General features: G+C 71.0%; 24 protein-coding genes and 1 tRNA gene. 12 read left to right on the forward strand and 13 right to left on the reverse strand.

The window, feature by feature from the left end; all coding sequences use genetic code 11:
- Positions 1–26 precede the first annotated feature (26 nt).
- From N1027_RS18230 to N1027_RS18240, 3 genes are read right to left on the reverse strand one after another with little or no spacing between them, the layout of a single operon-like run.
- Positions 27–1004: a 1-phosphofructokinase family hexose kinase gene (locus N1027_RS18230; RefSeq protein ID WP_259509854.1), complete on the reverse strand. Its 978-nt coding sequence runs from the start codon at positions 1002–1004 to the stop codon at positions 27–29.
- On the reverse strand, positions 1001–1777 hold the full coding sequence (locus N1027_RS18235; protein ID WP_259509856.1) for a DeoR family transcriptional regulator: 777 nt from the start codon (positions 1775–1777) through the stop codon (positions 1001–1003). Before N1027_RS18235 ends, N1027_RS18230 begins: the two co-directional genes overlap by 4 nt.
- Complete coding sequence (locus tag N1027_RS18240; RefSeq protein WP_259509864.1) at positions 1774–3432, reverse strand: FGGY-family carbohydrate kinase; 1659 nt, start codon at positions 3430–3432, stop codon at positions 1774–1776. The genes N1027_RS18235 and N1027_RS18240 overlap by 4 nt, the downstream gene beginning before the upstream one ends.
- A gap of 135 nt (positions 3433–3567) precedes the next feature.
- Between N1027_RS18240 and N1027_RS18245 the strand changes: the two genes are divergently transcribed.
- Positions 3568–4353 (forward strand): DeoR/GlpR family DNA-binding transcription regulator, encoded by a 786-nt coding sequence (locus tag N1027_RS18245; RefSeq protein WP_259509872.1) that lies wholly within the window; start codon positions 3568–3570, stop codon positions 4351–4353.
- A gap of 10 nt (positions 4354–4363) precedes the next feature.
- Positions 4364–5182 (forward strand): class II fructose-bisphosphate aldolase, encoded by an 819-nt coding sequence (locus N1027_RS18250; RefSeq protein ID WP_259509873.1) that lies wholly within the window; start codon positions 4364–4366, stop codon positions 5180–5182.
- 433 nt (positions 5183–5615) lie between these two features.
- On the opposite strand, the gene N1027_RS18255 is transcribed toward N1027_RS18250, so the two are convergent.
- The 5 genes from N1027_RS18255 to N1027_RS18275 all read right to left on the reverse strand — a co-directional run bounded on the left by N1027_RS18255 (position 5616) and on the right by N1027_RS18275 (position 10757).
- The gene (locus N1027_RS18255; protein ID WP_259509874.1) at positions 5616–6608 is read right to left on the reverse strand and encodes an ABC transporter substrate-binding protein; all 993 of its coding nucleotides are present in this window, start codon (positions 6606–6608) and stop codon (positions 5616–5618) included.
- A 62-nt stretch (positions 6609–6670) separates the two neighbouring features.
- Positions 6671–7792 carry an ABC transporter permease gene (locus N1027_RS18260; protein ID WP_259509876.1) on the reverse strand — a complete coding sequence of 374 codons (1122 nt, stop codon included), beginning with the start codon at positions 7790–7792 and terminating at the stop codon, positions 6671–6673.
- Positions 7789–8550 carry an ATP-binding cassette domain-containing protein gene (locus N1027_RS18265; protein ID WP_259509878.1) on the reverse strand — a complete coding sequence of 254 codons (762 nt, stop codon included), beginning with the start codon at positions 8548–8550 and terminating at the stop codon, positions 7789–7791. Before N1027_RS18265 ends, N1027_RS18260 begins: the two co-directional genes overlap by 4 nt.
- Positions 8551–8640: 90 nt before the next feature.
- Positions 8641–9687 carry a class I mannose-6-phosphate isomerase gene (locus N1027_RS18270; RefSeq protein ID WP_259509879.1) on the reverse strand — a complete coding sequence of 349 codons (1047 nt, stop codon included), beginning with the start codon at positions 9685–9687 and terminating at the stop codon, positions 8641–8643.
- On the reverse strand, positions 9684–10757 hold the full coding sequence (locus tag N1027_RS18275; protein ID WP_259509881.1) for a LacI family DNA-binding transcriptional regulator: 1074 nt from the start codon (positions 10755–10757) through the stop codon (positions 9684–9686). The genes N1027_RS18270 and N1027_RS18275 overlap by 4 nt, the downstream gene beginning before the upstream one ends.
- Before the next feature lie 221 nt (positions 10758–10978).
- Between N1027_RS18275 and N1027_RS18280 the strand changes: the two genes are divergently transcribed.
- Entirely contained in the window at positions 10979–12319 is a 1341-nt protein-coding gene (locus tag N1027_RS18280; protein ID WP_259509888.1) for an HAD-IA family hydrolase, read from the forward strand.
- Positions 12320–12374: 55 nt separating this feature from the next.
- Here the strand turns inward: N1027_RS18280 and N1027_RS18285 are convergent, their stop codons facing one another.
- Together N1027_RS18285 and N1027_RS18290 are read right to left on the reverse strand one after the other, a co-directional pair.
- Positions 12375–13856 carry a mannitol dehydrogenase family protein gene (locus N1027_RS18285; protein ID WP_259509896.1) on the reverse strand — a complete coding sequence of 494 codons (1482 nt, stop codon included), beginning with the start codon at positions 13854–13856 and terminating at the stop codon, positions 12375–12377.
- A 123-nt stretch (positions 13857–13979) separates the two neighbouring features.
- The gene (locus N1027_RS18290; protein WP_259509898.1) at positions 13980–14630 is read right to left on the reverse strand and encodes a nucleoside/nucleotide kinase family protein; all 651 of its coding nucleotides are present in this window, start codon (positions 14628–14630) and stop codon (positions 13980–13982) included.
- A gap of 197 nt (positions 14631–14827) precedes the next feature.
- On the opposite strand from N1027_RS18290, the gene N1027_RS18295 reads away from it, so the two are divergent.
- Both N1027_RS18295 and N1027_RS18300 read left to right on the forward strand, forming a co-directional pair.
- Complete coding sequence (locus tag N1027_RS18295; protein ID WP_259509899.1) at positions 14828–15556, forward strand: SDR family oxidoreductase; 729 nt, start codon at positions 14828–14830, stop codon at positions 15554–15556.
- Between the two features lie 169 nt (positions 15557–15725).
- A complete protein-coding gene (locus N1027_RS18300; RefSeq protein WP_259509901.1) occupies positions 15726–16709 on the forward strand; it encodes a LacI family DNA-binding transcriptional regulator in 984 nt (327 codons plus the stop codon).
- A 287-nt stretch (positions 16710–16996) separates the two neighbouring features.
- On the opposite strand, the gene N1027_RS18305 is transcribed toward N1027_RS18300, so the two are convergent.
- Both N1027_RS18305 and N1027_RS18310 read right to left on the reverse strand, forming a co-directional pair.
- Positions 16997–18145 carry a Gfo/Idh/MocA family protein gene (locus N1027_RS18305; RefSeq protein ID WP_259509903.1) on the reverse strand — a complete coding sequence of 383 codons (1149 nt, stop codon included), beginning with the start codon at positions 18143–18145 and terminating at the stop codon, positions 16997–16999.
- Positions 18142–19059 (reverse strand): class I fructose-bisphosphate aldolase, encoded by a 918-nt coding sequence (locus N1027_RS18310; protein ID WP_259509905.1) that lies wholly within the window; start codon positions 19057–19059, stop codon positions 18142–18144. The genes N1027_RS18305 and N1027_RS18310 overlap by 4 nt, the downstream gene beginning before the upstream one ends.
- A gap of 141 nt (positions 19060–19200) precedes the next feature.
- On the opposite strand from N1027_RS18310, the gene N1027_RS18315 reads away from it, so the two are divergent.
- Positions 19201–20277 carry a carbohydrate kinase family protein gene (locus N1027_RS18315; protein WP_259509907.1) on the forward strand — a complete coding sequence of 359 codons (1077 nt, stop codon included), beginning with the start codon at positions 19201–19203 and terminating at the stop codon, positions 20275–20277.
- The gene (locus tag N1027_RS18320) at positions 20274–21338 is read left to right on the forward strand and encodes a LacI family DNA-binding transcriptional regulator (protein ID WP_259509909.1); all 1065 of its coding nucleotides are present in this window, start codon (positions 20274–20276) and stop codon (positions 21336–21338) included. The genes N1027_RS18315 and N1027_RS18320 overlap by 4 nt, the downstream gene beginning before the upstream one ends.
- Before the next feature lie 207 nt (positions 21339–21545).
- On the opposite strand, the gene N1027_RS18325 is transcribed toward N1027_RS18320, so the two are convergent.
- Positions 21546–21833: a hypothetical protein gene (locus tag N1027_RS18325; RefSeq protein WP_259509911.1), complete on the reverse strand. Its 288-nt coding sequence runs from the start codon at positions 21831–21833 to the stop codon at positions 21546–21548.
- Between the two features lie 74 nt (positions 21834–21907).
- Between N1027_RS18325 and N1027_RS18330 the strand changes: the two genes are divergently transcribed.
- The 5 genes from N1027_RS18330 (at position 21908) to N1027_RS18350 (ending at position 25732) form a co-directional block, all read left to right on the forward strand.
- Positions 21908–21978, forward strand: a tRNA-Cys gene (locus N1027_RS18330).
- 47 nt (positions 21979–22025) lie between these two features.
- Positions 22026–22430, forward strand: coding sequence for a TOBE domain-containing protein (locus tag N1027_RS18335; RefSeq protein ID WP_259509913.1), 405 nt, complete (start codon positions 22026–22028; stop codon positions 22428–22430).
- Positions 22427–23272 carry a molybdate ABC transporter substrate-binding protein gene (modA, locus tag N1027_RS18340; RefSeq protein ID WP_259509915.1) on the forward strand — a complete coding sequence of 282 codons (846 nt, stop codon included), beginning with the start codon at positions 22427–22429 and terminating at the stop codon, positions 23270–23272. Before N1027_RS18335 ends, modA begins: the two co-directional genes overlap by 4 nt.
- 169 nt (positions 23273–23441) lie before the next feature.
- Positions 23442–24311 carry an ABC transporter permease gene (locus N1027_RS18345; protein WP_259509917.1) on the forward strand — a complete coding sequence of 290 codons (870 nt, stop codon included), beginning with the start codon at positions 23442–23444 and terminating at the stop codon, positions 24309–24311.
- Complete coding sequence (locus N1027_RS18350) at positions 24308–25732, forward strand: sulfate/molybdate ABC transporter ATP-binding protein (protein ID WP_259509919.1); 1425 nt, start codon at positions 24308–24310, stop codon at positions 25730–25732. The genes N1027_RS18345 and N1027_RS18350 overlap by 4 nt, the downstream gene beginning before the upstream one ends.
- Positions 25733–25741 lie beyond the last annotated feature (9 nt).

Raw genomic sequence — 25741 nt, forward strand, 5'->3', positions numbered from 1 at the left:
GGGATCGCGCGAGCGAGCGCGCGAGCTCAGGTCGCGGGCTCGGTGAGCGGCGTCGCGGGGTCGGGGTCGAAGGTGAGCAGCGCCGGGGCCGCCTCCGCGACCGAAGAGAGCAGCGTCGTGGCCTGCGACACGGCGAGCGCGCCCCAGGATGCCGCGAGCTGCACGCCCGCGGGTACGTCGACAGTGCCGTCGTCGCGCCACGATCCCACCAGAAATCCGGCCAGCGACGCGTCGCCCGCCCCGGCCGTGTTGACGACGGTCGCCGCCGCCTTCGCGTGCTGCACCCCGGCGGCTGAGACGCAGAGCGCACCGTCGGCGCCCATGCTGACGTAGACGAACTCGCACCCGGCCTCGTGCAGCCGGCGGGCGCCATCCGTCACGTCGCCGATGGTGCGGAGCGGTGATCCGGTGAGCTCGGCGAGCTCGTGGGTGTTGGGTTTGATCAGCGACACCGCGCGGAGGTCGGCCGCGACCGCGCTCAAAGCCGCGCCGGCCGTGTCGACAGCGACGCGCACGCCCCGCTCCGACGCGCGCCGCACCAGATCGAGGAAGGGCACCGGATGCCCCGACTCCGCGAGCGGCGGGATCGAGCCCGAGATCACGAGCCACGCGGCGTCGAGGCGTTCGAGTTCTGACTCGGTGCGATCGACCAGTGCGGCCCACAGGGCGGAGTCGACCGGCACGGATGCCTCGTTGACCTTGGTGGTGACCCCCGACGCATCGAGCAGGGTGGTGTTGACGCGGGTGCGGCCCTCGTCGGGCACACCGGCGACCAGATCGGCGAAGCCGCCTTCCTCGGCGAGCGCCGCTCCCTGCGCTCCCAGGGCGAGCACGGCCGAAACCGGAACCGGCGAGAGAGCGATGGCCCGAGCCACGTTCACACCCTTACCGCTCAACTCGGTGTGCACGGCCGTGGCCCGATTGACCTCGCCGAGCTGGAGCCGGCCGAGGTGGTAGGTGAGATCGATCGCCGGCGCCGGCGTGAGCGTGACGATGCCGCTCATGCCCCGACCCCTTCGAGAACGCGCACGTCGACGCCGTGTTCGGCGAGCGAGCGCACGATGGTCGGCGTGCCCGCCGCGGGGTCGAGCACGGCGCGATGCACCCGGGAGAACGGGATCGACCCGGCGAGACCGGTGCCGGCCAGCCCGCGGGGTCCGGAGACCATCAGCACGGTGTCGGCCGCGTCGGCCGCGGATTCGGTGACGGCCGCGCGATCCGGATCAGCCGCGAGCAGACGGCCCCCCGCTCCGATGCCGGTCGGTTCGACGACAGCGACCTCGAGGTTGAGAGCCGAAGCGAGTTCGCGCGGCCCGTGTCCGGTCGCCGTGCCGTCGGCGCCCACGACGCCGCCGAGGAAGTGGATCTCGGGTGGGTCTCCGAGCGCCGCCGCCGCCAGGGCGACCGGCACCGAGGCCGTGACGATGCGGATGCGCCGCCCGACGGGTAGGAGCGCCGCGAGCGCCTCGCTCACCGGTCCGCCGTCGAGGTAGACGCCGGAGGCTACGGGGAGCAGTTCGAGAACGGCTGCCGCGACCGCGCGGATACCCTCGGCTTCGGCAACGACGCCCGCACCGGCCGGGATCGCCCCGCCGTGCGCGCGCACCAGCAGACCCTCCGACTCGAGCGAGCGGAGATCGCGGCGCACTGTCTCCTCGGCCACGCCGAGCGTGCGTGCCAGTTCGCCCACGTCGACCCGGCCCGCTTCGGCGAGGGCGGTGAGGATGCCGGCCCGTCGCGCCTGCATGGAGCCCGTCGTGGTCGCGGCGACGCTCATGCCCCGGCCGCCCTTGCCGTCGGAGCCGCCGCATCCGCCTGGCCGGTGGCTGCCGGCCCCGCAGTGTCCGCCGGCCCCGCAGCATCCGCCGGCCCTACCGCATCCGCCGGCCCCGCCGCATCCGCCGAACCGGCCGCGTCCGCCGCCTCGGCCCGGGCGCGCGCCGCCCACCAGGGCACGAGCGCCTCCGTCGCCTCGTCGAACGACAGGATCACCCCGGCCCAGTAGCCCGCCGACGCCTCGGTCGGCACGACGGGCGCCGAGCGCTCCACGAGCTCCTGCGCCGCCTCGACCGACTCGAACAGGCCCACCGCGGTGCCGGCGACTGCGGCCGCACCGAAAGCTCCCGCCTCCTCGTTCTGCACGACCGTCACCGGGGAGCGCAGCGCATTCGCCACCAGCTGCACGTAGAGCGGTGCCCGGGCGATCCCGCCGCCCAGCACCACGGGCTCCTCCCAGTCGAAGCGTTCGGCGAGGGCGCGGGTGTGCCAGACGTGCATCAGCACGATGCCCTCGAGGGTGCCGCGCAGCACGTGCGCGGGCGTGTGCCAACCCCGCACTCCGGCGAGGGCGGCCGAACTCGCGGCGCCGAGCGGCGAGTCGAAGAGGAACGGCAGCACGAGCGGAACCTGCTCCTCCGGATCGAGCGCGGCAGCCTCGGCGAAAAGGCGGTCGCGAGCCGCATCGTCATGAACCCCCAACAGGCGCAGCACCCAGTCGAGCGACGGCGAGGCGGTGGCGGATGTCGACATGGCGATGCGCAGATCGGGCCGGATGGACAGCCGCGACTGCCAGCGCGGGTCGACGTCGGCGCGCGTGGTGGTGACTCCATTGGTGCTGAACGAGCCGGCCACGAGAGCGAGTCGGCCCGGAACGAGCGCACCCATGCCGATCGATGCGGCCTGCACGTCATGCATGCCGGCGATGACGGGGGTTCCCGCCGCGAGCCCGGTGAGTGCCGCCGCCTCCGGCAGCACGTGCCCCACGATGTCGCCGCTCGAGTGCAGAGCCGGCAGCAGGCGCATGAGGTCGGCGGGCAGACCGTAGGCCTCGAGAACCTCGGGGCTCCAGCTCGCGGTCGCGGTGTCGAGGAACGAGGCGGTGGCGTCGGAGTAGTCGGTGGCGATTCCGCCGGCCAGCCGCAGCCGGATGACGTCTTTGCTGAAGAGCATCGCCTCCGCCGCCCGCACCCGCTCCGGGTCGTGCCGCAACAGCCAGCGCAGCAGGTTTCCCGCGGCGCCCGGCGTCGGTTCCTGGCCGGAGCGCTCGAGCACGACGCGCATCCGGTCGGCGTCGGCGGAAAGCTCGGCCGCTTCGGCATGGGCGCGGGAATCCATCGCCGTGATCGCGGGGCCGACCGGCGCTCCGGCCGCGTCGACCAGATGCAGCCCGTCGCCGTGGCCGGTGATGCCCACCGCGACGATCTGCCGCGGGTCGACGCCCGACGACGCCACGGCTTCGGCTATGGCCTCGGCCGCCGCACCCCAGAGCGCATCCTGGGGTCGCTCGGCGTGGCGAGGTACGGTTCGATCCACGGGGCTCGAGCGCCGACCGATGCCGACCGCACGCAATCGCTCGTCGTGCACCACGGCCTTCACGGCGGTCTGACCGGCGTCGACACCGAGCACGTACCGTTCCGTGCGATCTGCAGCCATGCCGTTCTCCGATCGATGCACAGCGGATGCCCGCAGCCCGAGCACGACGCCCGACCTTGCCCGCTTTGCTCAGCATATCAACCCATTCGGGCATTTCAGAGGGATATTTCGGGCACATTCGGCTAGAGTCGTCGCATGTACCCCGCGGAACGGCACGCCGCCATCCTGGCCGCCGCGCACGCACAGGCCGGCGACGTGGGTGTGCAGGAACTCAGCGAGGCGCTCGGCGTCACCCCCGAGACGGTGCGGCGCGACCTCGGCACGCTCGAACGGCGCGGCCTCGTGCGCCGCCGCCACGGCGGCGCGGTGCTCGTGCCCCGCGCCCCGTTCGAACCCACCCTCGAGCAGCGCGGTCTCGCCGAGGCCGACGAACGCCGGTCGGTCGCCGACGTCGTCGTGGCCGAGCTCCCCGACGAGGGCGTGCTGCTGCTCGACTCAGGATCGATGACGCTCGAGATCGCCGCCGTGCTCGCGGCCGGCCGGCGGTCGCTCGTCGTGGTGACCAACAGCCTGCCGGTCGCCGCCCTGCTCGCACCCCACCCGACCGTCACCGTGCTGGCCCTCCCCGGCAGCGTCCGCGCCGTCACCGACGCCGTCGTCGGGCCGTGGACCGAACGCCGACTCGCCGAGCTGCACGCCGACGTCGCCGTGCTCGGAGCGAACGGCGTCGTCGCCGGCGAGGGCGCCTTCACGACGCTGCCCGACGAGGCGGCGGTGAAGCAGCGGATGATCGCGGCGGCTTCGCGGCGCATCCTCGCCGTCACCGCCACCAAGTTCGGCACGCGCTCGCTCTGCCGTTTCGCCGGCCTCGACCGTTTCGACCTGGTCGTCACCGACGCCCGCCTCGACCCCGCGACCGCCGAAGCCGTCGGTGCCGACGGACCCGTCGTGGTGCGCGCCCCCGTTCTGACCCACCCCTGAGAGGAACCCGATGACCCTCGTCTCCACCGGCGACATCCTGAACCATGAGCGAGCCGTTCTGGCGTTCAACGTCATTCAGCTCGAGCACGCCGAAGCGATCGTGCGCGGCGCGGAAGCCGCCCGGAGACCCGTGGTGCTGCAGATCTCCGAGAACGCTGCCCGCTACCACGCGGGACTCGCGCCGATCCTCACCGCGACGCTTCGGCTCGCCCAGGAGTCGCGCGTCGACACCGCGGTGCACCTCGACCACGCCGAAGACGAGGCGCTCGTGCTCGAAGCGGTGGAACTCGGGGCCACCTCGGTCATGTTCGACGCGGCCACGCTGCCCGATGACGAGAACATCGCCCGCACCGCCGCGATCGCCCACACCGCCCGGGCGCGCAGCGTGTGGGTGGAGGCCGAGCTCGGCGCGATCGGCGGCAAGGGCGGTGCGCACACCCCCGGCGTGCGCACCGATCCGGCTGAGGCCGCCTCGTTCGTGGCGGCGACCGGCGTCGACGGACTCGCCGTGGCGGTGGGCAGCTCGCACGCGATGACCTCGCGGAGCGCCACCCTCGACTTCAGCCTCATCGCCGATCTCGCCGCGGCAGTTCCGGTGCCGCTCGTGCTGCACGGATCGAGCGGTGTGAGCGACGCCGACCTGGTGCGCGCGATCGAACACGGGATGCGCAAGATCAACATCTCGACGCACATCAACGGCATCTTCACCCGCCGCATCCGCGAGATCCTCGACGCCGACGACGCGCTGGTCGACCCGCGCAAGTACCTGGGCCCGGCCCGAGACGCGGTGGCCGAGGAGGTGCAGCGCCTCCTCCAACTGGTGGCCTGACCGGCCGGGTACCGCCTCACCGCGTTCTCCGCGCCCGGCAGGCCTTCGGCCTGTCAGGCGCTCATTGCCGGCGCCGCTACTGCTTTCCCGCGATGCGCGGCCTGCGGTCGCACGTCGCTCACTGCTCGCGCCGCCGCTACTGCGGCGCGAGGCGACATGTTCGCGTGAGGTCGCTGACGCGGCCTCGCGCTCACCCTGGGTCGTCGAAAAAGGCCCGCAGCGTGCATTGCCGTCCCAATCGTTCTGGGAAGTGCAATGAAAGCGGCGGGCCTTTTCGACGGCACGAGACCGAACGCGACAGGCCGCTCCCGGACGACCCAGGGTGACGGCGAGGCCGCGCAAGCGACCTCACCGTCACATGTCGCGCGGCGCCGGGCAGGGACCGGCGCGGCCCGTGGACGCCGCGCGAAGCACGGCGCCCACGGCAGCCAACTCAGCAGCTGGACTTGTAGACCGCGTCGGCTCCTTCACCGTCGATGTTGTCCTTCGTGAGGATGGTGAATCCGGTCTGGATCTCCGCCTCGGTCGGGTCGCCGTTCAACGCGGCGATGGCCTGCTCCACGCCGTCCTGGCCGATGGTGGCGGGCTCTTGGGCGACGAGCGCCTGAACCGTGCCGGCCTTCAGCTGCTCCACCTGGGCGGGGCCTGCGTCGAAGCCGACGATGGTCACGGAGTCCTGCTTGCCGGCCTGCTGGACACCGGTCGCGGTGCCTTCAGCGGCGAACAGGTTCGCGGCGAAGATACCCACGATGTCGGGGTCCTTCTGCAGCGCGGCCGTCACGATCTCGGCAGCGGTGGCCGGCTCGTTGTGGCTGTACTGCACACCGAGGTAGTCGAATCCGTCGGCTGCTTCAGCGGCCTTCTGGAATCCCTCGACACGGGCGTCGGTGGTGGAGATGCCGGGGTCGACCGAGACCACGAGCACCTTGCCTCCGTCGGGGTGGGCTTCCTGGATGGCTTCAAAGGCGGCCTTTCCACCGCCCACGTTGTCCGATGCGATGGCTGACACGGCGAACGACGGGTCTTCGACCGTGGTGTCGACGAGCACGACCTTGATGCCCGCGTCGGCCGCAGCCTTCAGCGGTGCCTCCATGGCGGTGACGTCGGTGGGTGCGATGAGCAGCGCATCCGGCTTGGAAGCCACGATCGAGTCGACGATCGGCTTCTGCAGCGTCGGGTCGAACTTCTCGGGGCCCTGCGTGGTGACCGTCGCGCCGGCTTCTTCGGCCGCCGCTTCGATGCCGCACTGCATGGAGATGTAGAACTCGTCGCCGGCGACGCCCTGCACGAAGGCGATCTTGAAGCCGTCGCTCGCGCCGGCGGTGCTCGAAGACGAGCCACCTCCGCCGCTCGAACAGCCCACGAGTGCGAGACCGACGGTCGCGCCGAGGGCGACCACGCCGAGAGCCTTTTTGTTCCACTTCATTGTGATACCTGTCCTTCTTCTCGTGATTCCTTCTAGTGGTGCATTCAGGAGTGGTGCTGTATTCACTTGTTCTTCCGTCTGGCGAAGTGCCGCCAGAGGCTTGTGGAGGCCCCTCGGGCCGCGGAGGCCCTCCTGACCTGGTCGACGTAGACCGCGGCGATCAGCACGGCGCCGACAGCGACCTGCTGCCAGAACGGCTGCACGCCGGTGATCACGAAGCCGTTCTGCAGAACGGCCGGGATGAACAGACCCACGACGGTGCCGAAGATCGTTCCGTAGCCGCCGAAGAGCGAGGTTCCGCCGATGACGACCGCCGCGATGACGTTCAGGTTGGTCTGCGACTGACCTGCGATCGCGGTGGTGCTGAACTGCGAGAGCGAGAGGATGCCGGCGAGACCCGCGAGCGCACCCGACATCCCGTAGACCTTGATGAGGTGCCGGTCGACCTTCACACCGACGCGTCGTGCTGCTTCCTCGCTCGACCCCACCGCGTAGGTGTAGAGGCCGAAGCGCGTCTTGTGCAGCAGGAACGCGCCCAACAGGATGATGACCAGGGCGATCACGGAGATCACCGGGATACCGCCGAAGATGTTGCCGTAGCCGATGGTGGTGGTCAGCACCGAGGGCACCTGCCGGATGTCGACACCGCCCGTGATGATCTGCGCGAGACCGAGCGCCATTCCGAGCGAACCCAGCGTCACGATCAGCGGAGGCACTTTGGCCTTCGAGATCAGCAGGCCGTTGAAGATGCCCCAGGCGAGGCCCGATGCGATCGCCACCAGGATGCCGATGGTCGCCACTCCCCATCCGTCGCCACCGATGGCCCGCATCACCATCGCCGACACGACGCCGGAGAACACCAGCACCGAGCCGACCGACAGGTCGATGCCCGAGGTGATGATGATGAAGGTCATGCCGACGCCGAGCACCGCGAGGATGGAGGCGTTCTGCACCACGAGGCGCAGGTTCGACAGCTGCGCGAAGGTGTCGGGCGCCATGATGCTGAATATGATGACGATCACGATCAGAACGATGAAGATCTGGAACGCCTGCGCCTTGAAGATCCGGGGAACCCGGCTCTTGCTCTCCCGGTCGACGGCCATGTTGATCGACGTCGTCTCGGGCCCGGCTTCGGGGCCGAACTCGGCCTTCTTGATGTCGTCTTCTCTGACGTCGTCGCTCATGCCACACCCCTTGTGCTCGCGCCGGTCATCAGACCGACGAGTTCTTCCATGTTCGTGTCCTTGGTCTCGATCGACGCCGCGCGGTGACCGAGGCGGAGCACCTGGATGCGGTCGGAGACGTCCATCACGTGCGGCATCGAGTGGCTGATGAACACCACGGCGATGCCTTTGTCGCGAACGCGGCGGATGGTCTCCAGCACGTTCTTCGTCTGCCGCACGCCGAGGGCGGCGGTGGGCTCGTCGAGGAAGACCACCTTGTTCGCCCAGTGCACCGCACGGGCGATGGCGATGGCCTGTCGCTGGCCACCGGACATCGACCCGACGGGCGAGGTGAGCGAGCGCACGGTGGCGCCCAGTTCATCGAACGCGCGGCGCGACTCCTTGGCCATCGCCTTCGTGTTCATCGTGCCGAGAAACCCGCCGAGGCCCTTGTTCATCACCTCGCGGCCCAGGTACATGTTCTGCACCGGGTCGAGGTGGGGCGCCAGAGCGAGATCCTGGTGCACGGTCTCGATGCCGAGCGCGCTCGCCTGCATCGGCGAGGTGAGCTGGATCTCCTTGCCCTCGAACTTGATGGTGCCCGTGTCGATGGCGAGGTTGCCCGACAGGGCTTTCACCAGGGTCGACTTGCCGGCGCCGTTGTCGCCGATCAGGGCGGTGACTTCGCCCGGGTAGACCTCGAAGTCCACGTCGTCGAGCGCTCGGACGTGTCCGAACGCCCGGGAGAGGCCGTGTGCCTCCAATACCGGTGTGCTCATGTCAGTTCACTCCTTTCCGGCCGTCGTCGGCCTGGGGGTGGTTCGTGGTGTGGTCATGGGGTGCTCCGTGGTCCGAGTCGCCGGGAGAGATCATGTGACCACCCCTTCGGCGAGCGATCGGGGCCAGCCGACACCGGGGGTGGCGATCAGCACGCTTGTCGGGCCGACCACCTCCCAGGCACCGAATCCGGCGGGAACGGCGAGGGCTTGGCCGCTGTGGACGGGGATCTCCTCGTCGCCCGCGAGCACGCCGTCGCCGGCCAGCACGAGAACCACGGAGTATCCGGCGGCGATGGGTACGCCGCGCGATCCGGGCGCTGCGTGCAGCACCCGGAAGTAGGGGTCGGCGGCCGGCGCGAGCATGCTCTCCGCGCGGTCGCTCCGGCCGTCGAGGTCGGATCGGGTGATCAGGCCGGCGAGCGCTTCGGGGCCCAGGGCGGCGGTCGAGACGGCCGGCATCACCTCGTCGAAGCCGAGCCCGAGGTGGGACTCTTCGCGTGTCGAGGTGGTGATCGACCACTCCAGCACGATCGAGAAGTCGGTGGGCTCCTGCACTTCGGCCACGAAGATGCCGGCGTCGATCGCGTGCACGGTGCCGGCGGGCACCACCACGCCCATGCCGCGGGAGACCTCGATGCGGTTCATCCGCGAGAGCATCCACTCCGAATCCTGCGCATCGCGGCGGCGATCGAGTTCGTCGCGATCGACCGCTTCCTTCCAACCGAGGTGAACGGCCGAGCCGGGCTCGGCGTCGAGCACGAACCACGCCTCGGTCTTGCCGTAGGGGCAGTCGAGGTGGGTCGCAGCGAAAGCGCGCGCGGGATGCACGTGCACGGGGAGGCGCTGACGGGCGTCGAGCAGCTTCACCAGGATGCCGGTGTCGGATGCGTTCGCCGCGTCGGCGTGATCCGCTCCCACCCAGCCGGCCGGGTCGTGCGCCACGAGGTCGCGCAGCAGCTCGCCGCCGTCGGTGCGGGCCAGCCCGATGTCGCTCTGGCCGGCGCGCGACACGGTGGCCGCCAGCCATTCCTCGGGCTGGTGGTCGGAGGTCTGCTCGATGCCGCGAAGGCGCGCGATCCGGTCGCCACCTCGATAGAAGTGGTCGATCAGGTTGGGGGCCAGGAAAGCCGGTCTCATCGAGCGCCTCCTCGGGTCGCGGTTGCCGTTGCGGTTTCGGTTGCCGTTGCGGTTCCGGTTTCGGAGGTGGTCACGGGGGCGGGGATCTCGCCCGAGCCGCGCTGCAGCAGTGCGGTCGGCACGATCCATTCGCGGGGTTCGTCCGACGACGATTCGCGCCGGGCGAGCAGGCGCTCGAAGGCCGCGTTGCCGATGAGGAACGGGTCTTGGTCGATGCAGCTGACGCCCGGGCGCACCACGTCGGCGAAGGAGAAGTCGCCGAAGGCGATCATCGCCGTGTGCTGACGGTGGCTGCGGTGCAGGGCAGCGGTCAGCCCGATGGCCGCCTTCGCGTTCGAGGCGAAGAACGCGGTGGCGGGCCGGTCGAGCCCGAGCAGCCGGTCGGCCTCGCTCCGGTAGTCGAGGCTGCCGTCGACGGTCTCAGACACCAGCTCCGGGTCGAACGGGAGCCCCGCCTCGCGCAGCACGTCGAGGTAGCCGCTCATCCGTCGTTCGATCGTGGAGAAGCGCTGGTCGCGGTCGAAGAAGGCGATGCGTTCGTGGCCGAGGTCGACGAATTGCTGCACGGCGAGCACCGTGGCGCCGCGGTCGTCGACGACGATGCTGTCGAAGCCGGCGCGGGAGCGGTCGACGGCCACCACCGGGGTGACGGTGCGGTAGGCGTCGAGGTAGGGATGCTCGGCCGCCACGGGGGCGAAGATGACGCCCGCCACCTGGTGGCCGGCGACGAGGCTGAGGAGCTGGTCGCGCTCCTGATCGCTGTCGAGGTTCGACGACGCCACGAGCACGCTGAGGCCCTCAGCGAGGGCGCGGGTCTCGATGGCGCTCACCAGGGCGGCGAAGAACGGGTCGGCCAGGGAGTCGATGACCACGCCGATCGCTCCCCCGGTGCCCGACTTGAGCGAACGCGCCGCCGTGTTGGGCACGTAACCGAGCACCTGGATGGCGTGCAGAACGCGGGCGCGGGTCTCGGGGTGCACCGCCTCTTCGGCGTTCACGACTCGCGAGACGGTCTTGATACTGACCCCGGCGCTGGCGGCCACGTCTTTGATGCCCGGGCGGCGGATCATGCGACCACCTCGCGAGCGCGGCTCCGCGCTGACGGCAGTGGGACCGCGCGGCGCGATCCGTGAATCTCCGTCATTCGGTCCACCTCCTGTGACAGCGTTGTCATTACCGGTCGGATGGGAATTCCCACACCGCGTCCTTGCGTTGTCCGCCTATACTGGCCACACGGCGACAACGTTGTCAAGTGGTCGCCAGGTCTCGATTCGATAACCCCGGGAGCTGCATGATCGTCATCGTCGCCGGCGCAGCGGGCAGCGGCAAGAGCACCCTCGGCCGGGAACTGGCCCGATCGCTCGGCGCCGCGCTGCTCGACCTCGATTCGCTCACCAACCCGCTGCTCGAAGGTCTCGGTTCCGAACTCGCGGGCGACGCCCACTGGAACGACGCCCGACTCCGGAGCGTCGTGCGGCCCGCCCGTTATGCAGCCCTCCGCGCCATGGTGGCCGACCAGGTTCTGGTCGGCGGCAGCGCGGTGCTGGTGGCACCGTTCACGGCCGAGTTGCTCGGCGGCATCGAGTGGCAGCACCTGGTGGGGGCAGCCGGCACGCCGCCGCGCGTGGTATGGATGCGGGCCAGCCCGGAGCTGCTCGCCGAGCGTCGCCGCATCCGTTCGGCCGAGCGGGATGCGCACGTGGTCGACCCGCCGGCCGACCACGCGCCGCTCGTGCCGCACCTGAGCGTCGACGCATCGTTGCCGACAGCGGAGCAGCTCGCCGACGTGCTCGGGCAGCTCGGTGTCGACCCGCGGCGCGACGACGGCCACGACCGCCACGGCCGCGTCGACGGCCTCGGCACCCCGCCCGTCGGCGGCCTTGACGCCCACGGCCGCGCAGACCGCCTCGACGCTCGCGGCGCCCCGCCCGTCGAGGGCGACCGGTCGCTGCCGGCCGACTCCCCCGTCTTCGCCCGCACCTTCGCTGCGGGGCTGTTCGATCTCGACGGCACGCTGATCGACTCGACGCCCGCCGTGCTCCGCTCCTGGGCGCAGCTCAGCGAGGAGTACGGGCTCGAGACCGACCTGCTCGCCTCGGGCCACGGCCGCCCGGCCTCGCAGGTCATCGCCGCCGGCTTCCCCGAGCATCTGGCCGCCGAGGCGCTCGCCCGCGTCACCGAGATCGAGGCCGCCGATCTCGACGGCATCGTCGCGCTCGACGGCGCGGCGCGCCTGCTCGATTCCCTGCCCGATTCGGCGCGCGCCATCGTCACGAGCGGCACCCGCCTCATCGCGGGCAATCGCATCGGCGCCGCCGGCCTCACGCCGCCGGCCGTGCTCGTGACGTTCGACGACGTCACGAACGGCAAGCCGCATCCGGAGCCATTCCTCCTCGCCGCGTCGCGTCTCGGCGTCGACCCCGCGAACTGCGTCGTGTTCGAAGACGCCCCCGCCGGTCTCGCCGCCGCGAAGGCCGCCGGATGCGCGACCGTGGGCATCGTGGGCACCCACGACGAGCACGAGCTCGACGCCGACCTGCTGGTCGACGGCCTCTTCCAGCTGCGGGTCGTGCTCCAGCCCGGCGGCGGGTTCCGCCTCGCGCCCGCTCACCTCGACCCCCACCACCCCTGAGCTTCGCGAGGTCGCGCTAAGTCGGCTCTCGACGCCCCGCAGGGGCGACATAGCGCTACTTCGCGATCAACGATTCGAGGGCGCCTCTGGCGCCGAGGGCGGCGAGGCGGGCCCGCGCCTCCACGAAGGCGGTGCGGAGGCGTTCGTCGGAGCCGAGGTCGCCGAAGACCGCGGCGTAGTCGAGGAACGAGCCCGGCGCATCCGATTCGCCTGCCACGGCCGCCTGCAGGTCGTCGAGGCGTTTGTCGACCGGCTCGAGGATGCGGCCGTTGTCGGCGACACCCTCAAGAAACCGGCTCCAGGCCGCCAGCACGAGCACCGTGCGCTCGATCGGGCCACCGGTGCGGAGCTGCTCGCGGAGCACCGGCAGCAGGAACTTCGGGATGCGCTCGGAGCCGTCGACGATCTGCCGCATCAGCGTGTCGCGGATGGCCTCGCTCGAGAAGCGTCGCATGAGCTCGGCCGTGTAGTCGTCGAGATCGACGCCGGGCACGGGCGCGAGCGTGGGCCGGGCCTCTTCGTTCATGTAGCCGAGGAGGAAGTCGGCGAACAGCGGATCGCGGGTCACCTCGTGCACGTAGTCGGCTCCGGAGAGCAGCCCGAGGTAGCTCATCGCCTGGTGCGAGGCGTTCAGGAGCCGCAGCTTCATCACCTCGTAGGGTTCGACGTCGGCGACGAGCTGAACCCCCACCTCGCCGAATTCCGGCCGCCCGGCCGTGAAGTCGTCTTCGAGCACCCACTGCACGAACGATTCGGAGAGCACGGGCCAGCGGTCGTCGATGCCGAACTCCCGCGACACCCGTTCGAGGCCCGCCTGAGTGGTGGCCGGCGTGATGCGGTCGACCATGGAGTTGGGAAAACTCACCTCGGCGGCGATCCAGTCGGCGAGCTCCGGGTCGATCCGCGCGGCGAAGGCGAGTACGGCCGCGCGGGCCACTCGGCCGTTGCCCTGGATGTTGTCGCACGACATCACGGTGAACGGCGTCGCCCCGGCGTCGCGACGCTCGCGGAGCCCGATCACCAGAAAGCCGAGAGCGCTCGTGGGGGCGGCCCCTTCGGGCAGCGCCTCGAGGTCGGCCAAGGTCGAGGGGTCGCGGGGTTCGAACGCGCCGGTCGCGTCGTTGATGCCGTAGCCGCCCTCGGTCACGGTGAGTGAGGCGATGCGCATGCGAGGGTCGCGGAGGGCCGCGAGCACCGCATCCGCCTGTTCGGGTGCGAAGAAGTAGTCGATGATCGAGCCGATGACGCGCACCTCGGCCACGCCCTCGGGGTCGGTGGTGACGAGGGTGTAGAGCCCGTCTTGCGCGCCGAGGGCGTCGCGCATCGCGCGGTCGCCGGGCAGGGTGCCGACGCCCACGATGCCCCAATCGGATGCGCCGTGCCGCAGCACCCGGTCGACGAACATCGCCTCGTGGGAGCGGTGGAAGGCGCCGACACCGAAGTGCACGATGCCGGGGCTCACCGCGCTGCGGTCGTAGCCGGGGAGGGCGACAGCGGGGTCGAGGGAGCCCAGGGTGTGGGCGTCGAGGGTGGTCATCGTGTCCTCCGGTCGAGGTGGGTCGGCGGGTGTGGTGGCGGGCGGGTGGTCGGGGTGGCGGGAGGCGGCGGTCGGGAGGTCGGGTGGCGGCTGGCGGGAGTCGGATGCGGGCGGGCGGCGCGCTCAGAGCACCGTGGTCAGGTGCAGCAGCAGGCCGGCGTTGCCCCGGGTGGCATCGACCACCGTGGCGTTCTTCTCGTCGACGTCGTGCACCCACCGGGCGGAGTCGGCCGGCGAGTGTCCGTAGGAGACGCGGCGGCGAACCAGCCTGTCGTGGCGGAGCTCCGGCGAGACGTCGACGAACCACGACTCGTGCAGGTGCTCGCGCACGGCGCGCCAGCCGTGGTCGTCGGCCAGAAGGTAGTTGCCCTCGGTGATCACGAGCGGCACGGATGCCGGCACCGGAACCGCGCTGCCGATCGACTCCTCGAGTGCGCGATCGAAGACCGGCGCGTAGACCGTGCTACCACCGGTGTCACCGAGCCGACTGAGCAGAGCGACGAAGCCGCCCACGTCGAAGGTGTCGGGGGCGCCTTTGCGGTCGCGGCGGCCGAGGCGTTCGAGTTCCTGATTGGCGAAATGGAAGCCGTCCTGCCCCACGAGCACCGCCTGCCCCTCGAGGCCGGCGATGAGCGCGGCGCAGAGTGTCGACTTGCCGGCTCCCGGAGTGCCGGCGATGCCGAGGATGCGTCGCTCGCCGCTCGCGATGAGCGCGCGGCAGCGGTCGAGCAGCTCGTCGAGGGTGACGGCGGTCGCCTCGGTCTGATCGCTCACTGCTGTTCTCCTGGTCGTCGTCGACGGATTCGGAACGTGCCGGGATGACAGTCCGCCGGGCCCACCGTACGCAGGCTACTGCTCCGCTGTCAATCGAAATGACACCGGTGACACGAATATTCATGACACGGGTGTCATCCGCGTCATTCCGTGGTTATGATGGTGCGGCCATCACCTCTCGTTCGAACGGAAGAACCATGACTGACTTCAACGGCCGCACCATCCTCGTCACCGGGGCATCCGGCGGCATCGGAGGCGCGACGGTGCGCCACCTTGTCGAGGCGAACGCCACGGTGCTGGCCGCAGGCCGCAACGTCGAGCAGCTCGAGAGGGTGGCCGCCGAGACCGGCGCGACGCCGCTGCCCTTCGATCTCACGAGCGAGGAGAGCATCCGCGACGCCATCGAGGGCCGCGACATCTGGGGCGTCGTCAACTCGGGCGGCTGGGGCGGCGAGATCGCCACTCCGCAGGAGTCCGACATCGAAGTCTTCGACAAGGTCATGGCCATCAACGCCCGTGGTTCGCTGCTGGTCACGAAATACGCGTCGCGCGAGATGATCCGGCAGGAGAAGGGCGGGGCCATCGTCAACATCTCGAGCCAGGCCAGCCTCGTCGCCCTCGTCGGCCACATCGCCTACGGCTCGTCGAAGGCCGCGCTCGACAACATCACGCGCGTCTCGGCGCTCGAACTCGGGCCGTTCAACATCCGCGTGAACAGCGTGAACCCCACGGTCATCATGACGCCCATGTCGGCCTGGTACTGGGGCCGGCCCGAGATCGAGGGGCCCTACCTCGAGCAGATGCCCCTCGGCCGGTGGGCGACCGTCGACGAGATCGCCGCCCCCGTGGTCTTTCTGCTGAGCGACGCCGCGACCATGATCTCGGGCGTCTCGCTGCCCATCGACGGAGGGTACACGGCCCGCTGATCCGCCGATCCACTGGGCTGCTGATGCAGATCCGCAGATTCACTGATCCGCTTATCCGCTTATCCGCTTATCCACTCATCCGCTGACCCGCCCAACGAGGTGACCCCGCCTCGCCACTGAATCGAACGGATGCCCACCAGCCGGCGGGCGCCAGACCCCGGGAGGTCGCATGGCCACGATGCGTGAGGTGGCGGCCGCGGCGGGCGTGAGCCCGAAGACCGTGTCGCGCGTGCTCAACGACGACCCCCACGTGCTGCCGGCCACCCGACGGCAGGTCGAGGAGTCGATGCGCGCGCTCGACTACGTGCCGAACCTCTTCGCCACGGCGTTCCGATCGGGGCGCTCACCCGTTGTGGGCGTGGCCGTTCCCGACATCGTCGACCCGTTCTTCGCGGCGATCGTGAACGCGGTCGAAGAGGCGGCCCTCGCCGAAGACCTGTCGACGCTCGTCACGAGCCTCGGGCACGATCCGGCGCGGGAGCGGCCCGCCCTCGAGTCGGTGCTGCGCCGGCAGCTCTCGGGGCTGGTGGTGGCGCCGATCACGAACGACCACGCCTTCCTCAAGCCCTGGGCGGCACGCATCCCGATCGCCTTCGTCGACCGCGCGCCGGGAGGGCTGGTGGCCGACGCCTTCCTCCAAGACGACCGCGGCGGTGCCCGGGAAGCCACCGCGCATCTGATCGGGCACGGGCACACGCGCATCGGCTTTCTCGGCGACGCGCTCTCGGCCCCCACCATCGCCGCGCGTCTCGAGGGCTACCAGGAAGCGCTGGCCGACGCCGGGCTCTCGTTCGATCCCGCGCTCGTGGCGCTCGGTGCGGCAACCCGCCCCGGCGCGGCCGACGCGCTCGCCCGCCTCCGCGCTACTGGGCTGGGCGTGACCGCGGTGTTCTCGTCGGATGCCCGCTGCACGATGGCCGCCGTGCCCGCCATCACGGCGCATCCGATCGCCCTCACGGCCTTCGGCGACTTCCCGCTCGCCGATTCGCTCACCCCCTCGATCACCGTCGTCGCCCAAGATCCGGCGACGCTCGGCCGACTCGCCGCCGCGCGTCTGGTGGAGCGGGCGGCGCATCCGGGCCGCCGCCTCCGCCGGCGCACGGTGCTCCCGGTCGCCCTCGTCGAGCGCGACTCCTGCCGCATCCCGGCCTGACGCCCGCCCTCGTCGAGCGCGACTCCTGCCGCATCCCGGCCCGACGCCCGCCCTCGTCGAGCGCGACTCCTGCCGCATCCCGGCCCGACGCCCGCCCTCGCCCTCGTCTTGGCCCCGCTCCCCTCCTCTCCCCGTTCCCTCTCCCCCAGTTCCGCCTCTGTCGCCCGAAACGACGGAGGAATCGGACGGGGAGACGAAACGACGGAGCCTGCGCCCGTCGTGGGCGCAGAACTCCGTTTCGACGCACGCCGCCGGCAGGGCGGAGCAAGGCGGGCCGGGGCGGCGCGTCACAGGGTGACCGCGCGGCCCTCCTCGTGCGACTGGAGCGCGGCCCGGTAGATGTCGTGCGTGAGCGCCGCCTCCTCGGGGCGGGCCGCCCCGAATCGGTCGCCCAGCGAACCGTGCCGCTCGGCGAGGAACGCGGCCCACATCTGCAGGATGGAGTCGGAGAATCCTGACTCGAAGATGGCGCCAGTCACCGTCGGCCACACCGACTGGCTCCCGACATCGATCTGCTGCCACACCTGCTCGCGCCCACCGCCCGGGATGTCGCGCACCGCGAACACCTCCACCGACTTCGGGTTCTTGGTGCTGAATCGCACCCCGCCGTCGAGTCCGATCGCCTCGAACTCCCAGGTGTTCTTCTGCCCCGGAGCGATCCGTTTCGTCTCAGTGGTCAGCGGGAAACGCACCCCGTCGTGCCGCGCCCAGCTGTGGAGCACCGCGTTCTCCCAGGTGTCGCAGGGCACGAGCGTGCCGTCGGGGCCGGGCCGTTCGGGCACGAGATCCTGCAGCACCGCGTACACCGACTCGGGCGCCCAGCCCAGCCGCAGCGGAACATGCCAGGTGTGCATGCCGAGGTCGTTCATCACCCCGGCCTCGCCGCAGAATTTCACCTGCCGCTTCCAGTTCACGGGCTTCGAGAGGTCGAGATCGCTGGAGTGCAAGAAGCTGTTGCGAGCCTCGATGATGGTTCCGAGCGCGCCGGAACGCACGTAATCGATGGCCAGCTGCGCGCCGGGGAAGAAGGGCATCTCGCTCGAGCAACGCACGAAGCTTTCCGGATGCGCGTCCAGCTCCGCGAGAACGGCCTGCGCCGCCGCCCGGTCGATGCCGAACGGCTTCTCGGCGAGCAGGCTCTTGCCGCTCGCGATCACATCGCGGTAGATCTTCTCGTGCAGGTCGTGCCGCACGGCGACGTACACCACGTCGATGCTGTCGTCGGAGAGGATGTCGGCGTAGTCGGTGGTGGTCGTGACCACTGTGTCGATCTCTTCGAACCAGCCCAGCGCGGCGGGGTTGATGTCGCACACGGCGGTCAGCCGTGGACGCACCGGATGATCGATCAGCGCGGGCCAGCGCTGGATGGCGGCGGCGATCTCACGCCCCATGAGCCCCCCACCGACGATGGCGACGTTGACACGTTCGGCGGTCATGCCGACGCCCCGTTCCGCCCGGCGAGCGACGCATCCGCGTGCGACGCACCCGCGCGCGACGCATCCGCGTGCGATGCATCCGACTCGGCCAGAATCGCCAGGCCCTGTTCCACATCCGCCCCGTCGTGCAGCACCGCGAGCAGTGCCGCCGTGATTCCGGCCGGGTTCTCGTGCTGCACGATGTTGCGGCCGTAGACGATGCCCCGCGCGCCCGCCGCGAGCACCGCGACGGTGCGCTCGAGCAGCGTGCGGTCATCCACTCGCCCGCCGCCGCGCACGAGCACCGGCACGTCGCCCGCCACCTCGATCACGCGCCCGTACTCGCCGAGGTCTGTGCTCGGATCGGCCTTGATCAGGTCGGCGCCGAGCTCGACGCCCTGGCGCACGAGGGTCACGATCTTGTCGATGTCGCCGTCGACCATGTAGCCGCCGGCCGTCGAGTTGTCCTGCATCACGAGCGGCTCGATCATGAGCGGCATGCCGTAGCGCGTGGCCTCGCGTCGCAGTTCGAGGATGGAGCGGATGTTCGCCTCGCGCACCTCCGGGTGCCCGGGCAACTCCATGAGGTTGACGCATACGGCGACGGCGTCGAGCCGCACGGCCTCCTCGATGGCGTGCGGCACATGGATGCTGAACAGCTGCGCATCGAGCGGATTGCCGTAGACGTTCGCGATGTCGGTGCGGAGTACGAGGCCCGGCTTCTGCTTGCCGGGCACGCTCTGCAGGCGCCTGGCCTGCCCGATGGTGAGCTGCACGGCGTCGGGGCCGGCGTCGACCAGGGTGCTCACGACCGCATCCATGTTCTCGATGCCCGTGAGGAAGGAGCGTTCGCCGAAGAAGCCGTGATCGACGGCCACGTCGAGCGCTCGGCCGGAGCGGGGATTGAAGAGGCGATTGAGGCGGTACAGCGTCATTGCGGTGGCTCCTGCTCGTGGGGGTGGATCGCGGATCGATCGTCGGGGGTTTCGTCAACCCCTCTCGATGTGCCACAGTAATCGTGTGAGACAACGTTGTCTAGCCGGAATTCCGGCCCATCTCGACCCGGAAGGAGCCCCATGACCGCGATCGTGGTGGCCGGGCACATCTGCGTCGACCTGACGCCGCAACTCGGCGCGAGCGCCCATTCCGACTCCGATCGACTGCTCGAGCCCGGCCGGCTGATCGGCGTCGGCGCCCTGCAGATCGGGCTCGGCGGATGCGTTGCGAACACCGGCCTCGCCCTGGCCGACCTCGGAGCCGAGGTCAGCCTGCACTCGACGGTCGGAGACGACGACCTCGGCCGCATCGTCGCCGACACGGTGAACCGGATGCCGCGTCTGCACTCCGATCTCCAGGTGACGCCTGATCACGCCACCTCGTACAGCCTCGTGCTCGAGCCCGCCGGACACGACCGCACCTTCTGGCACCACACCGGCGCCAACACCGACTTCACCGGCGAGCACCTCGACGTCGGTGACGCACCCCTGCTGCACCTCGGCTATCCGCCGCTGCTGCCGGGCCTCCTCGCCGATGGCGGAGAGCCGCTCGAGCGGATGCTCGCCCGAGCCCGCGAGCGCGGCGCCACCACCTCGCTCGACCTGGCCGTCGTCGACCCCTCGTCGGAGGTCGGCGCCGTCGACTGGACCACCATCCTGCGCCGGGCCGCTGCGGTGACCGACATCCTGAGCCCGAGTCTCGACGACCTGACCTCGGCGCTCGGTGCGACATCCGGCATCCCACCCCTGCCCGCCGCCACCGCCGCTCTGGCCTACGCCGACCTGCTGCTCGGCTGGGGCGCCGCCGTGGTCGCCATCTCCGCCGGCAGCGACGGGCTCCTCATGCGCACGGCCGGCGCCGATCGCCTCGAGCGCGGCGGTCGCCTCCTGGCGCCCCTCGCCGCGCGCTGGGCCGACACGTCGCTCCGGGTTCGCCCGTTCGCGGTCGACCGGGTCGAGACCACGAACGGCGCCGGCGACGCGTCGACGGCGGGCCTGCTCTTCGCCCTCTCGCGCGGGGCGTCGCCGACCCTGGCGGCCCACGCCGCCACCGCGGCTGCCGCGGCCGTGGTCTCGGGACGGCGGCCGACACCCGAGGTGATGTCGGGCATGCTCCCGGCCGGGGTGCATCTGTTCCCGGCGACGGAGGCACCATGATCGACCGGCGCAAGCCGCCCACGATGAACGATGTCGCCGCGGCCGCCGGGGTGAGCCTCAAGACGGTGTCACGCCATGTGAACGGCGCCACCAACATCGACCCCGCGCTGGCCGAGCGCATCTCCGCGGCCATCGTCGCGCTCGGCTACCGGCACAACCTGGCGGCGGCGAGCATCCGTCCCGGGCGCTCGGCGAAGGTCGTGGGCCTCGTGATCAGCGACCTCGCGAACCCCTACTGGGCGGCGCTCGCGCGTTCGGTCGAGCGGGTGCTGAGCGCGAACGGCTATCTGCTGATGACGGTGAGTTCGGAGGAGGACGAGGTTCAGCATCGCCTGCTCGTCGACCGCCTGATCGCCCAGCGGGTCGACGGATTGATCGCGGCTCCTCCACGGCGCGACGGGATCGACTGGGCGGTGTCGGCGGCCGAGGCGCTGCCGCTCGTGGCCGTCGACCGGCCGGTGCTGGCGGTGGGGGCCTTGCCCGCGCAGGCGGTGGGGGCTCTGCCTGCGCAGACGCCACCCCTTTCCGCCCTCGCAGTTGCGACCGTGCTCGCCGACAACGCCGGCGGCGCCGAGGCAGCCACGCGCGAATTGCTGCGCCACGGCGCTCGACGCGTGCTCTTCCTCGGCGACTCGCTGGAGCTCTACACGATGCGCGAGCGCCTCGAGGGGTATCGCCGCGCCCTGCGGAGCGCCGGCATCGCACCCGAAGACGAGCTCGTGGTCACGTCGGCGCATTCCGCCGCGGAGGCCGCCGAGATCGTGCGGTCGCTCCTCGGCACCGGCCGCGTCGATGCCGTCTTCGCGGCGAACAACCGGTCGTCGATCGGCGCCGTCGACGCGTTCACGCGTGCCGGCATCCGTCTGCCGCTGATCGGATTCGACGACTTCGAGTCGGCGACGCTCGTGCGCCCGGGCGTCTCGGTGGTGGCCCAGGATGTCGCCCTGATGGGAGAGACAGCGGCCCGCGCGGTGCTCGCCCGCCTCGCGGGCACGGCCCCGCCCTCCGCGGTCACGGTGCTGCCAACGCACCTGGTGCTGCGCGGTTCGGAGCGCCCCTGACGGGTGCCGCCTCCCGCCCGCACCCGGGCGACTATTGGCGCTCGCGAGGGAGCGTCCGGCGTGTCGAGCGGAACGGTGCGCTCGCGGGCGGGGGGACTCAGGCGGCCGCGGCGACTCGGGCGGAACGGTGCGCTGGCGGGCGGGGCGACGCGGGCGGGCATGGCAACTCGGGCGGGCGCGGCGACTCGCGCGGGCGCGGCGACGCGGTCAGGCGCCGTCGACGTCGAGGCGGATGCGCCCTCCCGCGATGCCGCGATCACCGTCGGGCGTCGGAGCGGGTGCCACCAGCCGCTGCTCCACGTCGATCGATTCGCGCGCCAGCATCGCGTGCGGGTTGAACACCTCGTCGTAGGCGGCCGTCATGAGTCCGGCGCCGGGCGCGCTCGCCCCGCGCCTCGACGGGTGCCGCCGATACCAGGCGCCAAGCGCGAAGAGGCCGACCACGACGGCCGCGAGCGCGACCAGCACTCCGACGACCACCAGCGTTCCCGACATGACACGAGGGTACCCCGACGTAACAATGACCTCAGCCTCCCTCCGCTCGGCTAGTGTCGACCGAACACCTCCCCGGCGCCTTGGCGGAGTGGCTACGCAGCGGTCTGCAAAACCGTATACACGGGTTCGAATCCCGTAGGTGCCTCTGATTGATCTCGTTTCGTCCGCAGAAGCGGCGGTATCATGGATTCCATGTCGCAGATTCGGATCAAAGACGCCGCCGCCTTCCTCGGCGTCAGCGACGACACCGTGCGTCGCTGGATCGACTCGGGCCTGCTCGCCAGCGACAAAGACAGTTCCGGTCGCAGCACTGTCGACGGCCTCTCCCTCGCGCACCTCGCCCGCACGAACGCCGTGCTGCCGGCCGACCCGTCGGAAATCGGCCGCAGTGCCCGCAACCGTTTCGTGGGCCTCGTCACCGAAATCACCCTCGACACGGTGATGGCCCAGGTGGAGCTGCAGTGCGGTCCACATCGCGTCGTCTCGCTCATGTCGAGCGAGGCCGTGCGCGAGCTCGGGCTCGAACTCGGCTCCGTCGCCATCGCCGTCGTGAAGGCCACGACCGTCATCATCGAGACGCCGGGGGGCAACGGATGAGCAGCTCGGTCAGGCGAAACCCGCGCGCCCACTTCGCCATCGGACTGCTCGCCGCATCCGTCATCGCCCTGCTGGCCGGATGCGCCGGGTCGGGTGCCGCTTCAGGCTCCGGAGGCGCCGACCCCTCGTCCGCGACATCCCCCTCCCCCACCGGCCCTGCCCTCGAGGGCTCGATCACCGTCTTCGCCGCCGCGTCGCTCACGCAGACCTTCACCGAGCTCGCCGCACGCTTCGAGGGCGAGAACCCGGGCACCACCGTCGCACTGAACTTCGCCGGATCGAGCGACCTCGTGACCCAGATCACCGAGGGCGCCCCCGCCGACGTCTTCGCCTCGGCCGACGACAAGAACATGGCCAAGCTGACCGACGCTGCACTCGTCGACCCGGCAGCACCCATCGGCTTCGCCACCAATGTGCTCGAGATCGCCGTGCCGCCCGCGAACCCGGCCGGCATCACGTCGTTCGCCGACCTCGCCGCGCCCGGCGTGAAGCTGGTCGTCTGCGCCCCGCAGGTGCCGTGCGGGGCGGCCGCTGCCGCCGTGGAGCAGGCCGCCGGCGTGACACTCAGCCCGGTGAGCGAGGAATCGTCGGTCACCGACGTGCTCGGCAAGGTCACCTCGGGCGAAGCGGATGCCGGACTCGTGTACGTCACCGACGTCAAGGCCGCGGGTGACGCGGTGAAGGGGATCGAGTTCCCGGAGTCGAGCGGAGCGGTGAATACGTATCCGATCGCCGTGGTGAAGGACTCGAAGGCGGCCGACGTGGCGCAGGCCTTCGTCGACTACGTCGCCGGACCCGTGGGTCAGGGTGTGCTCGCCGACGCCGGCTTCGGGGTGCCGTAGGCCGCGCTGCGACGGGATGTCGTAACCGCGACTCGACGAGCTGCCCTAGGCCGCGTCTCGATGAGGCTCCTCCGATTCGGGAGGACGTACGACGAACGAAGCCCGTATACGACCGTCGTTACACGCTCCTCCTCCCGAAAATCACCGCAACACCGATCGTGAGGCTCCGATGACCGCCACCGCTTCCGCCACCGCCCGGTATTCCGGCGTGCCGCGGTGGGTGGCGATGGTGGCCGTGCTGGGCGCCCTCTTCGTGGTGGTGCCGCTGGTGGGCATGGTGGTGCGGGTGAACTGGGCGGATTTCATCCCGCTCATCACCTCCGAGTCTTCGATCGCCGCCCTCGGGCTCAGCCTCCGCACCTCGCTCACCGCCACAGCGCTCTGCATCGTGCTCGGGGTGCCCATGGCCATCGTGCTGGCGCGCACACAGTTCTGGGGGCAGAAGATCCTGAGGTCGCTGGTGCTCTTACCGCTCGTACTGCCGCCGGTGGTGGGAGGCATCGCGCTGCTCTACACCTTCGGACGACGGGGCCTCTTGGGGTCGACGTTCGAGGTGCTCGGCATCCCGATCGCGTTCTCGACCACTGCCGTCGTGCTCGCGCAGACCTTCGTGGCCCTGCCGTTCCTCGTGCTCAGCCTCGAGGGGGCGCTGCGCACGGTGGGCACGCGGTACGAGGCCGTAGGGGCGACGCTCGGGGCGGCGCCCACGACGGTCCTGCGCCGGATCACGCTGCCCCTCGTGCTCCCCGCCCTCATCTCGGGCGCTGTGCTGTCGTTCGCACGCGCGCTCGGCGAATTCGGCGCGACGCTGACCTTCGCCGGAAGCCTGCAAGGGGTCACCCGCACGTTGCCGCTCGAGATCTACTTGCAGCGGGAGACCGATCCGGATGCCGCGGTGGCGCTTTCTCTGGTGCTGGTGGTGGTGGCGATCGTCGTTGTGAGTATCGCGCACCAGGCCGGGGAGTCGGGGGCGCTGCGGGGCGGGCCGCGGGCGGCGGCTTCGGCGGGGGCACCAGCGCGGAAGGGAGCGGCGCAATGAGCCTCGAGTTCACCGCGCGGCTCGACGACCGCGGGTTCGACGTCTCGTTGACGGTCTCCGAGGGCGAGACGGTGGCGGTGCTGGGGCCGAATGGCGCCGGCAAGTCGACTCTGCTGAACGTGCTCGCGGGGCTCGTGCGCCCCGACGCCGGGCGGGCGGTATTGGGCGGCACGGTGCTGTTCGACGTGGGCGCGCGCTCCCGCACCCGCGCCCGCACAACCACCCGCTCCCGCTCAACCACCGACTCCCGCTCCGAAAAATACGACGGAGATTCTGCGGGACGCGCCGTCGCCGTGCAGGCGGGCGCAGCGGGTCGGCCCGAGTCGCCGTCGTTTTCGACATGGGGGGCTCCGCCGTCGAGGAGCCGGTGGCTGCCGCCGCACGAACGTGGGGTGTCTCTTCTCGCGCAGGAGGCGCTGCTGTTTCCGCACCTGAGCGTGCTCGACAACGTCGCGTTCGGGCCGCGCAGCCGCCACGGAGGCGCCCCAGCCGGCCGCGCCGGCCGCACCGCACGCCTGAGCAAACCCGCGGCCGACGACCTCGCCGCGCGGTGGCTCGACGAGGTCGACGCCGCCGACCTCGCCGACCGCAAGCCCGCCCAGCTCTCGGGCGGACAGGCCCAACGCATTGCGGTCGCTCGCGCCCTCGCCTCCGACCCCCGCCTCCTGCTGCTCGACGAACCGATGGCCGCCCTCGACATCGCCGTGGCACCGGCCCTGCGCCGCATGCTTCGTCGCGTGCTCGAGGAGCGCACGGCGATCATCGTCACCCACGACATCCTCGACGCCTTCATGCTCGCCGATCGGGTCGTGGTGATGGACGGCGGCCGCATCGTCGACATCGGATCCACCCGCGCCGTGCTCGAACGCCCCTCGAACCAGTTCACCGCCGGATTGGCCGCTCTCAACGTGCTCATCGGTGTGGCGGATGCGTCGCGGGTGGATGCGCGCCGTGCCGGCCCGGAATCCGGCGGCGCGGGTTCCCGCACGCCGGAGTGGGGAACGATCGTCATCGAGGGCGGCCGGCGTATCGTCGCGGCGACTGACGCGCCCCTCGTGCCAGGCGCGCGGGCGGCCGTCGCGGTGCGGCCGGCACTCGTTTCGGTGGCAACGTCGCCGCACTCCACGACCGGCACCAGCACCGGCACCAGCACCAGCACCAGCACCAGCACCAGCACCAGCACCAGCAAGCGCAACGGCGCGGGCATCAGCCCCGGCACCGCCACCGGCCTCGGCACAGGCACGAACGTCGTGCCCGGCACCGTTCTCGACCTCGAGCCCCGGGGCGACGTCGTGCGCGTGCGCACCGAACACATCGCCGCCGACCTCGCACCCAACCGGGTCGCCGAACTCGACCTCGCCCCGGGCACGCCCGTCTGGTGCGCGTTCGAACCCAGTGCGGCCGTCGCCTACCCCCTCTGAGCACCGGCT

The sequence above is a fragment of the Herbiconiux aconitum genome, from assembly GCF_024979235.1.
GTDB lineage: Bacteria > Actinomycetota > Actinomycetes > Actinomycetales > Microbacteriaceae > Herbiconiux > Herbiconiux aconitum.

Excerpts from the sequence above, each read along its gene's own strand:
- N1027_RS18230 (WP_259509854.1), bottom strand. The coding sequence starts at position 1,004 with ATGAGCGGCATCGTCACGCTCACGCCGGCGCCGGCGATCGATCTCACC.
- N1027_RS18275 (WP_259509881.1), bottom strand. The coding sequence starts at position 10,757 with ATGATCCGCCGCCCGGGCATCAAAGACGTGGCCGCCAGCGCCGGGGTC.
- N1027_RS18295 (WP_259509899.1), top strand. The coding sequence starts at position 14,828 with ATGACTGACTTCAACGGCCGCACCATCCTCGTCACCGGGGCATCCGGC.
- N1027_RS18280 (WP_259509888.1), top strand. The coding sequence starts at position 10,979 with ATGATCGTCATCGTCGCCGGCGCAGCGGGCAGCGGCAAGAGCACCCTC.
- N1027_RS18265 (WP_259509878.1), bottom strand. The coding sequence starts at position 8,550 with ATGAGCACACCGGTATTGGAGGCACACGGCCTCTCCCGGGCGTTCGGA.
- modA (WP_259509915.1), top strand. The coding sequence starts at position 22,427 with ATGAGCAGCTCGGTCAGGCGAAACCCGCGCGCCCACTTCGCCATCGGA.
- N1027_RS18255 (WP_259509874.1), bottom strand. The coding sequence starts at position 6,608 with ATGAAGTGGAACAAAAAGGCTCTCGGCGTGGTCGCCCTCGGCGCGACC.
- N1027_RS18300 (WP_259509901.1), top strand. The coding sequence starts at position 15,726 with ATGGCCACGATGCGTGAGGTGGCGGCCGCGGCGGGCGTGAGCCCGAAG.
- N1027_RS18325 (WP_259509911.1), bottom strand. The coding sequence starts at position 21,833 with ATGTCGGGAACGCTGGTGGTCGTCGGAGTGCTGGTCGCGCTCGCGGCC.
- N1027_RS18285 (WP_259509896.1), bottom strand. The coding sequence starts at position 13,856 with ATGACCACCCTCGACGCCCACACCCTGGGCTCCCTCGACCCCGCTGTC.
- N1027_RS18320 (WP_259509909.1), top strand. The coding sequence starts at position 20,274 with ATGATCGACCGGCGCAAGCCGCCCACGATGAACGATGTCGCCGCGGCC.
- N1027_RS18305 (WP_259509903.1), bottom strand. The coding sequence starts at position 18,145 with ATGACCGCCGAACGTGTCAACGTCGCCATCGTCGGTGGGGGGCTCATG.
- N1027_RS18235 (WP_259509856.1), bottom strand. The coding sequence starts at position 1,777 with ATGAGCGTCGCCGCGACCACGACGGGCTCCATGCAGGCGCGACGGGCC.
- N1027_RS18260 (WP_259509876.1), bottom strand. The coding sequence starts at position 7,792 with ATGAGCGACGACGTCAGAGAAGACGACATCAAGAAGGCCGAGTTCGGC.
- N1027_RS18315 (WP_259509907.1), top strand. The coding sequence starts at position 19,201 with ATGACCGCGATCGTGGTGGCCGGGCACATCTGCGTCGACCTGACGCCG.
- N1027_RS18335 (WP_259509913.1), top strand. The coding sequence starts at position 22,026 with ATGTCGCAGATTCGGATCAAAGACGCCGCCGCCTTCCTCGGCGTCAGC.
- N1027_RS18270 (WP_259509879.1), bottom strand. The coding sequence starts at position 9,687 with ATGAGACCGGCTTTCCTGGCCCCCAACCTGATCGACCACTTCTATCGA.
- N1027_RS18345 (WP_259509917.1), top strand. The coding sequence starts at position 23,442 with ATGACCGCCACCGCTTCCGCCACCGCCCGGTATTCCGGCGTGCCGCGG.
- N1027_RS18310 (WP_259509905.1), bottom strand. The coding sequence starts at position 19,059 with ATGACGCTGTACCGCCTCAATCGCCTCTTCAATCCCCGCTCCGGCCGA.
- N1027_RS18250 (WP_259509873.1), top strand. The coding sequence starts at position 4,364 with ATGACCCTCGTCTCCACCGGCGACATCCTGAACCATGAGCGAGCCGTT.
- N1027_RS18245 (WP_259509872.1), top strand. The coding sequence starts at position 3,568 with ATGTACCCCGCGGAACGGCACGCCGCCATCCTGGCCGCCGCGCACGCA.
- N1027_RS18240 (WP_259509864.1), bottom strand. The coding sequence starts at position 3,432 with ATGGCTGCAGATCGCACGGAACGGTACGTGCTCGGTGTCGACGCCGGT.
- N1027_RS18350 (WP_259509919.1), top strand. The coding sequence starts at position 24,308 with ATGAGCCTCGAGTTCACCGCGCGGCTCGACGACCGCGGGTTCGACGTC.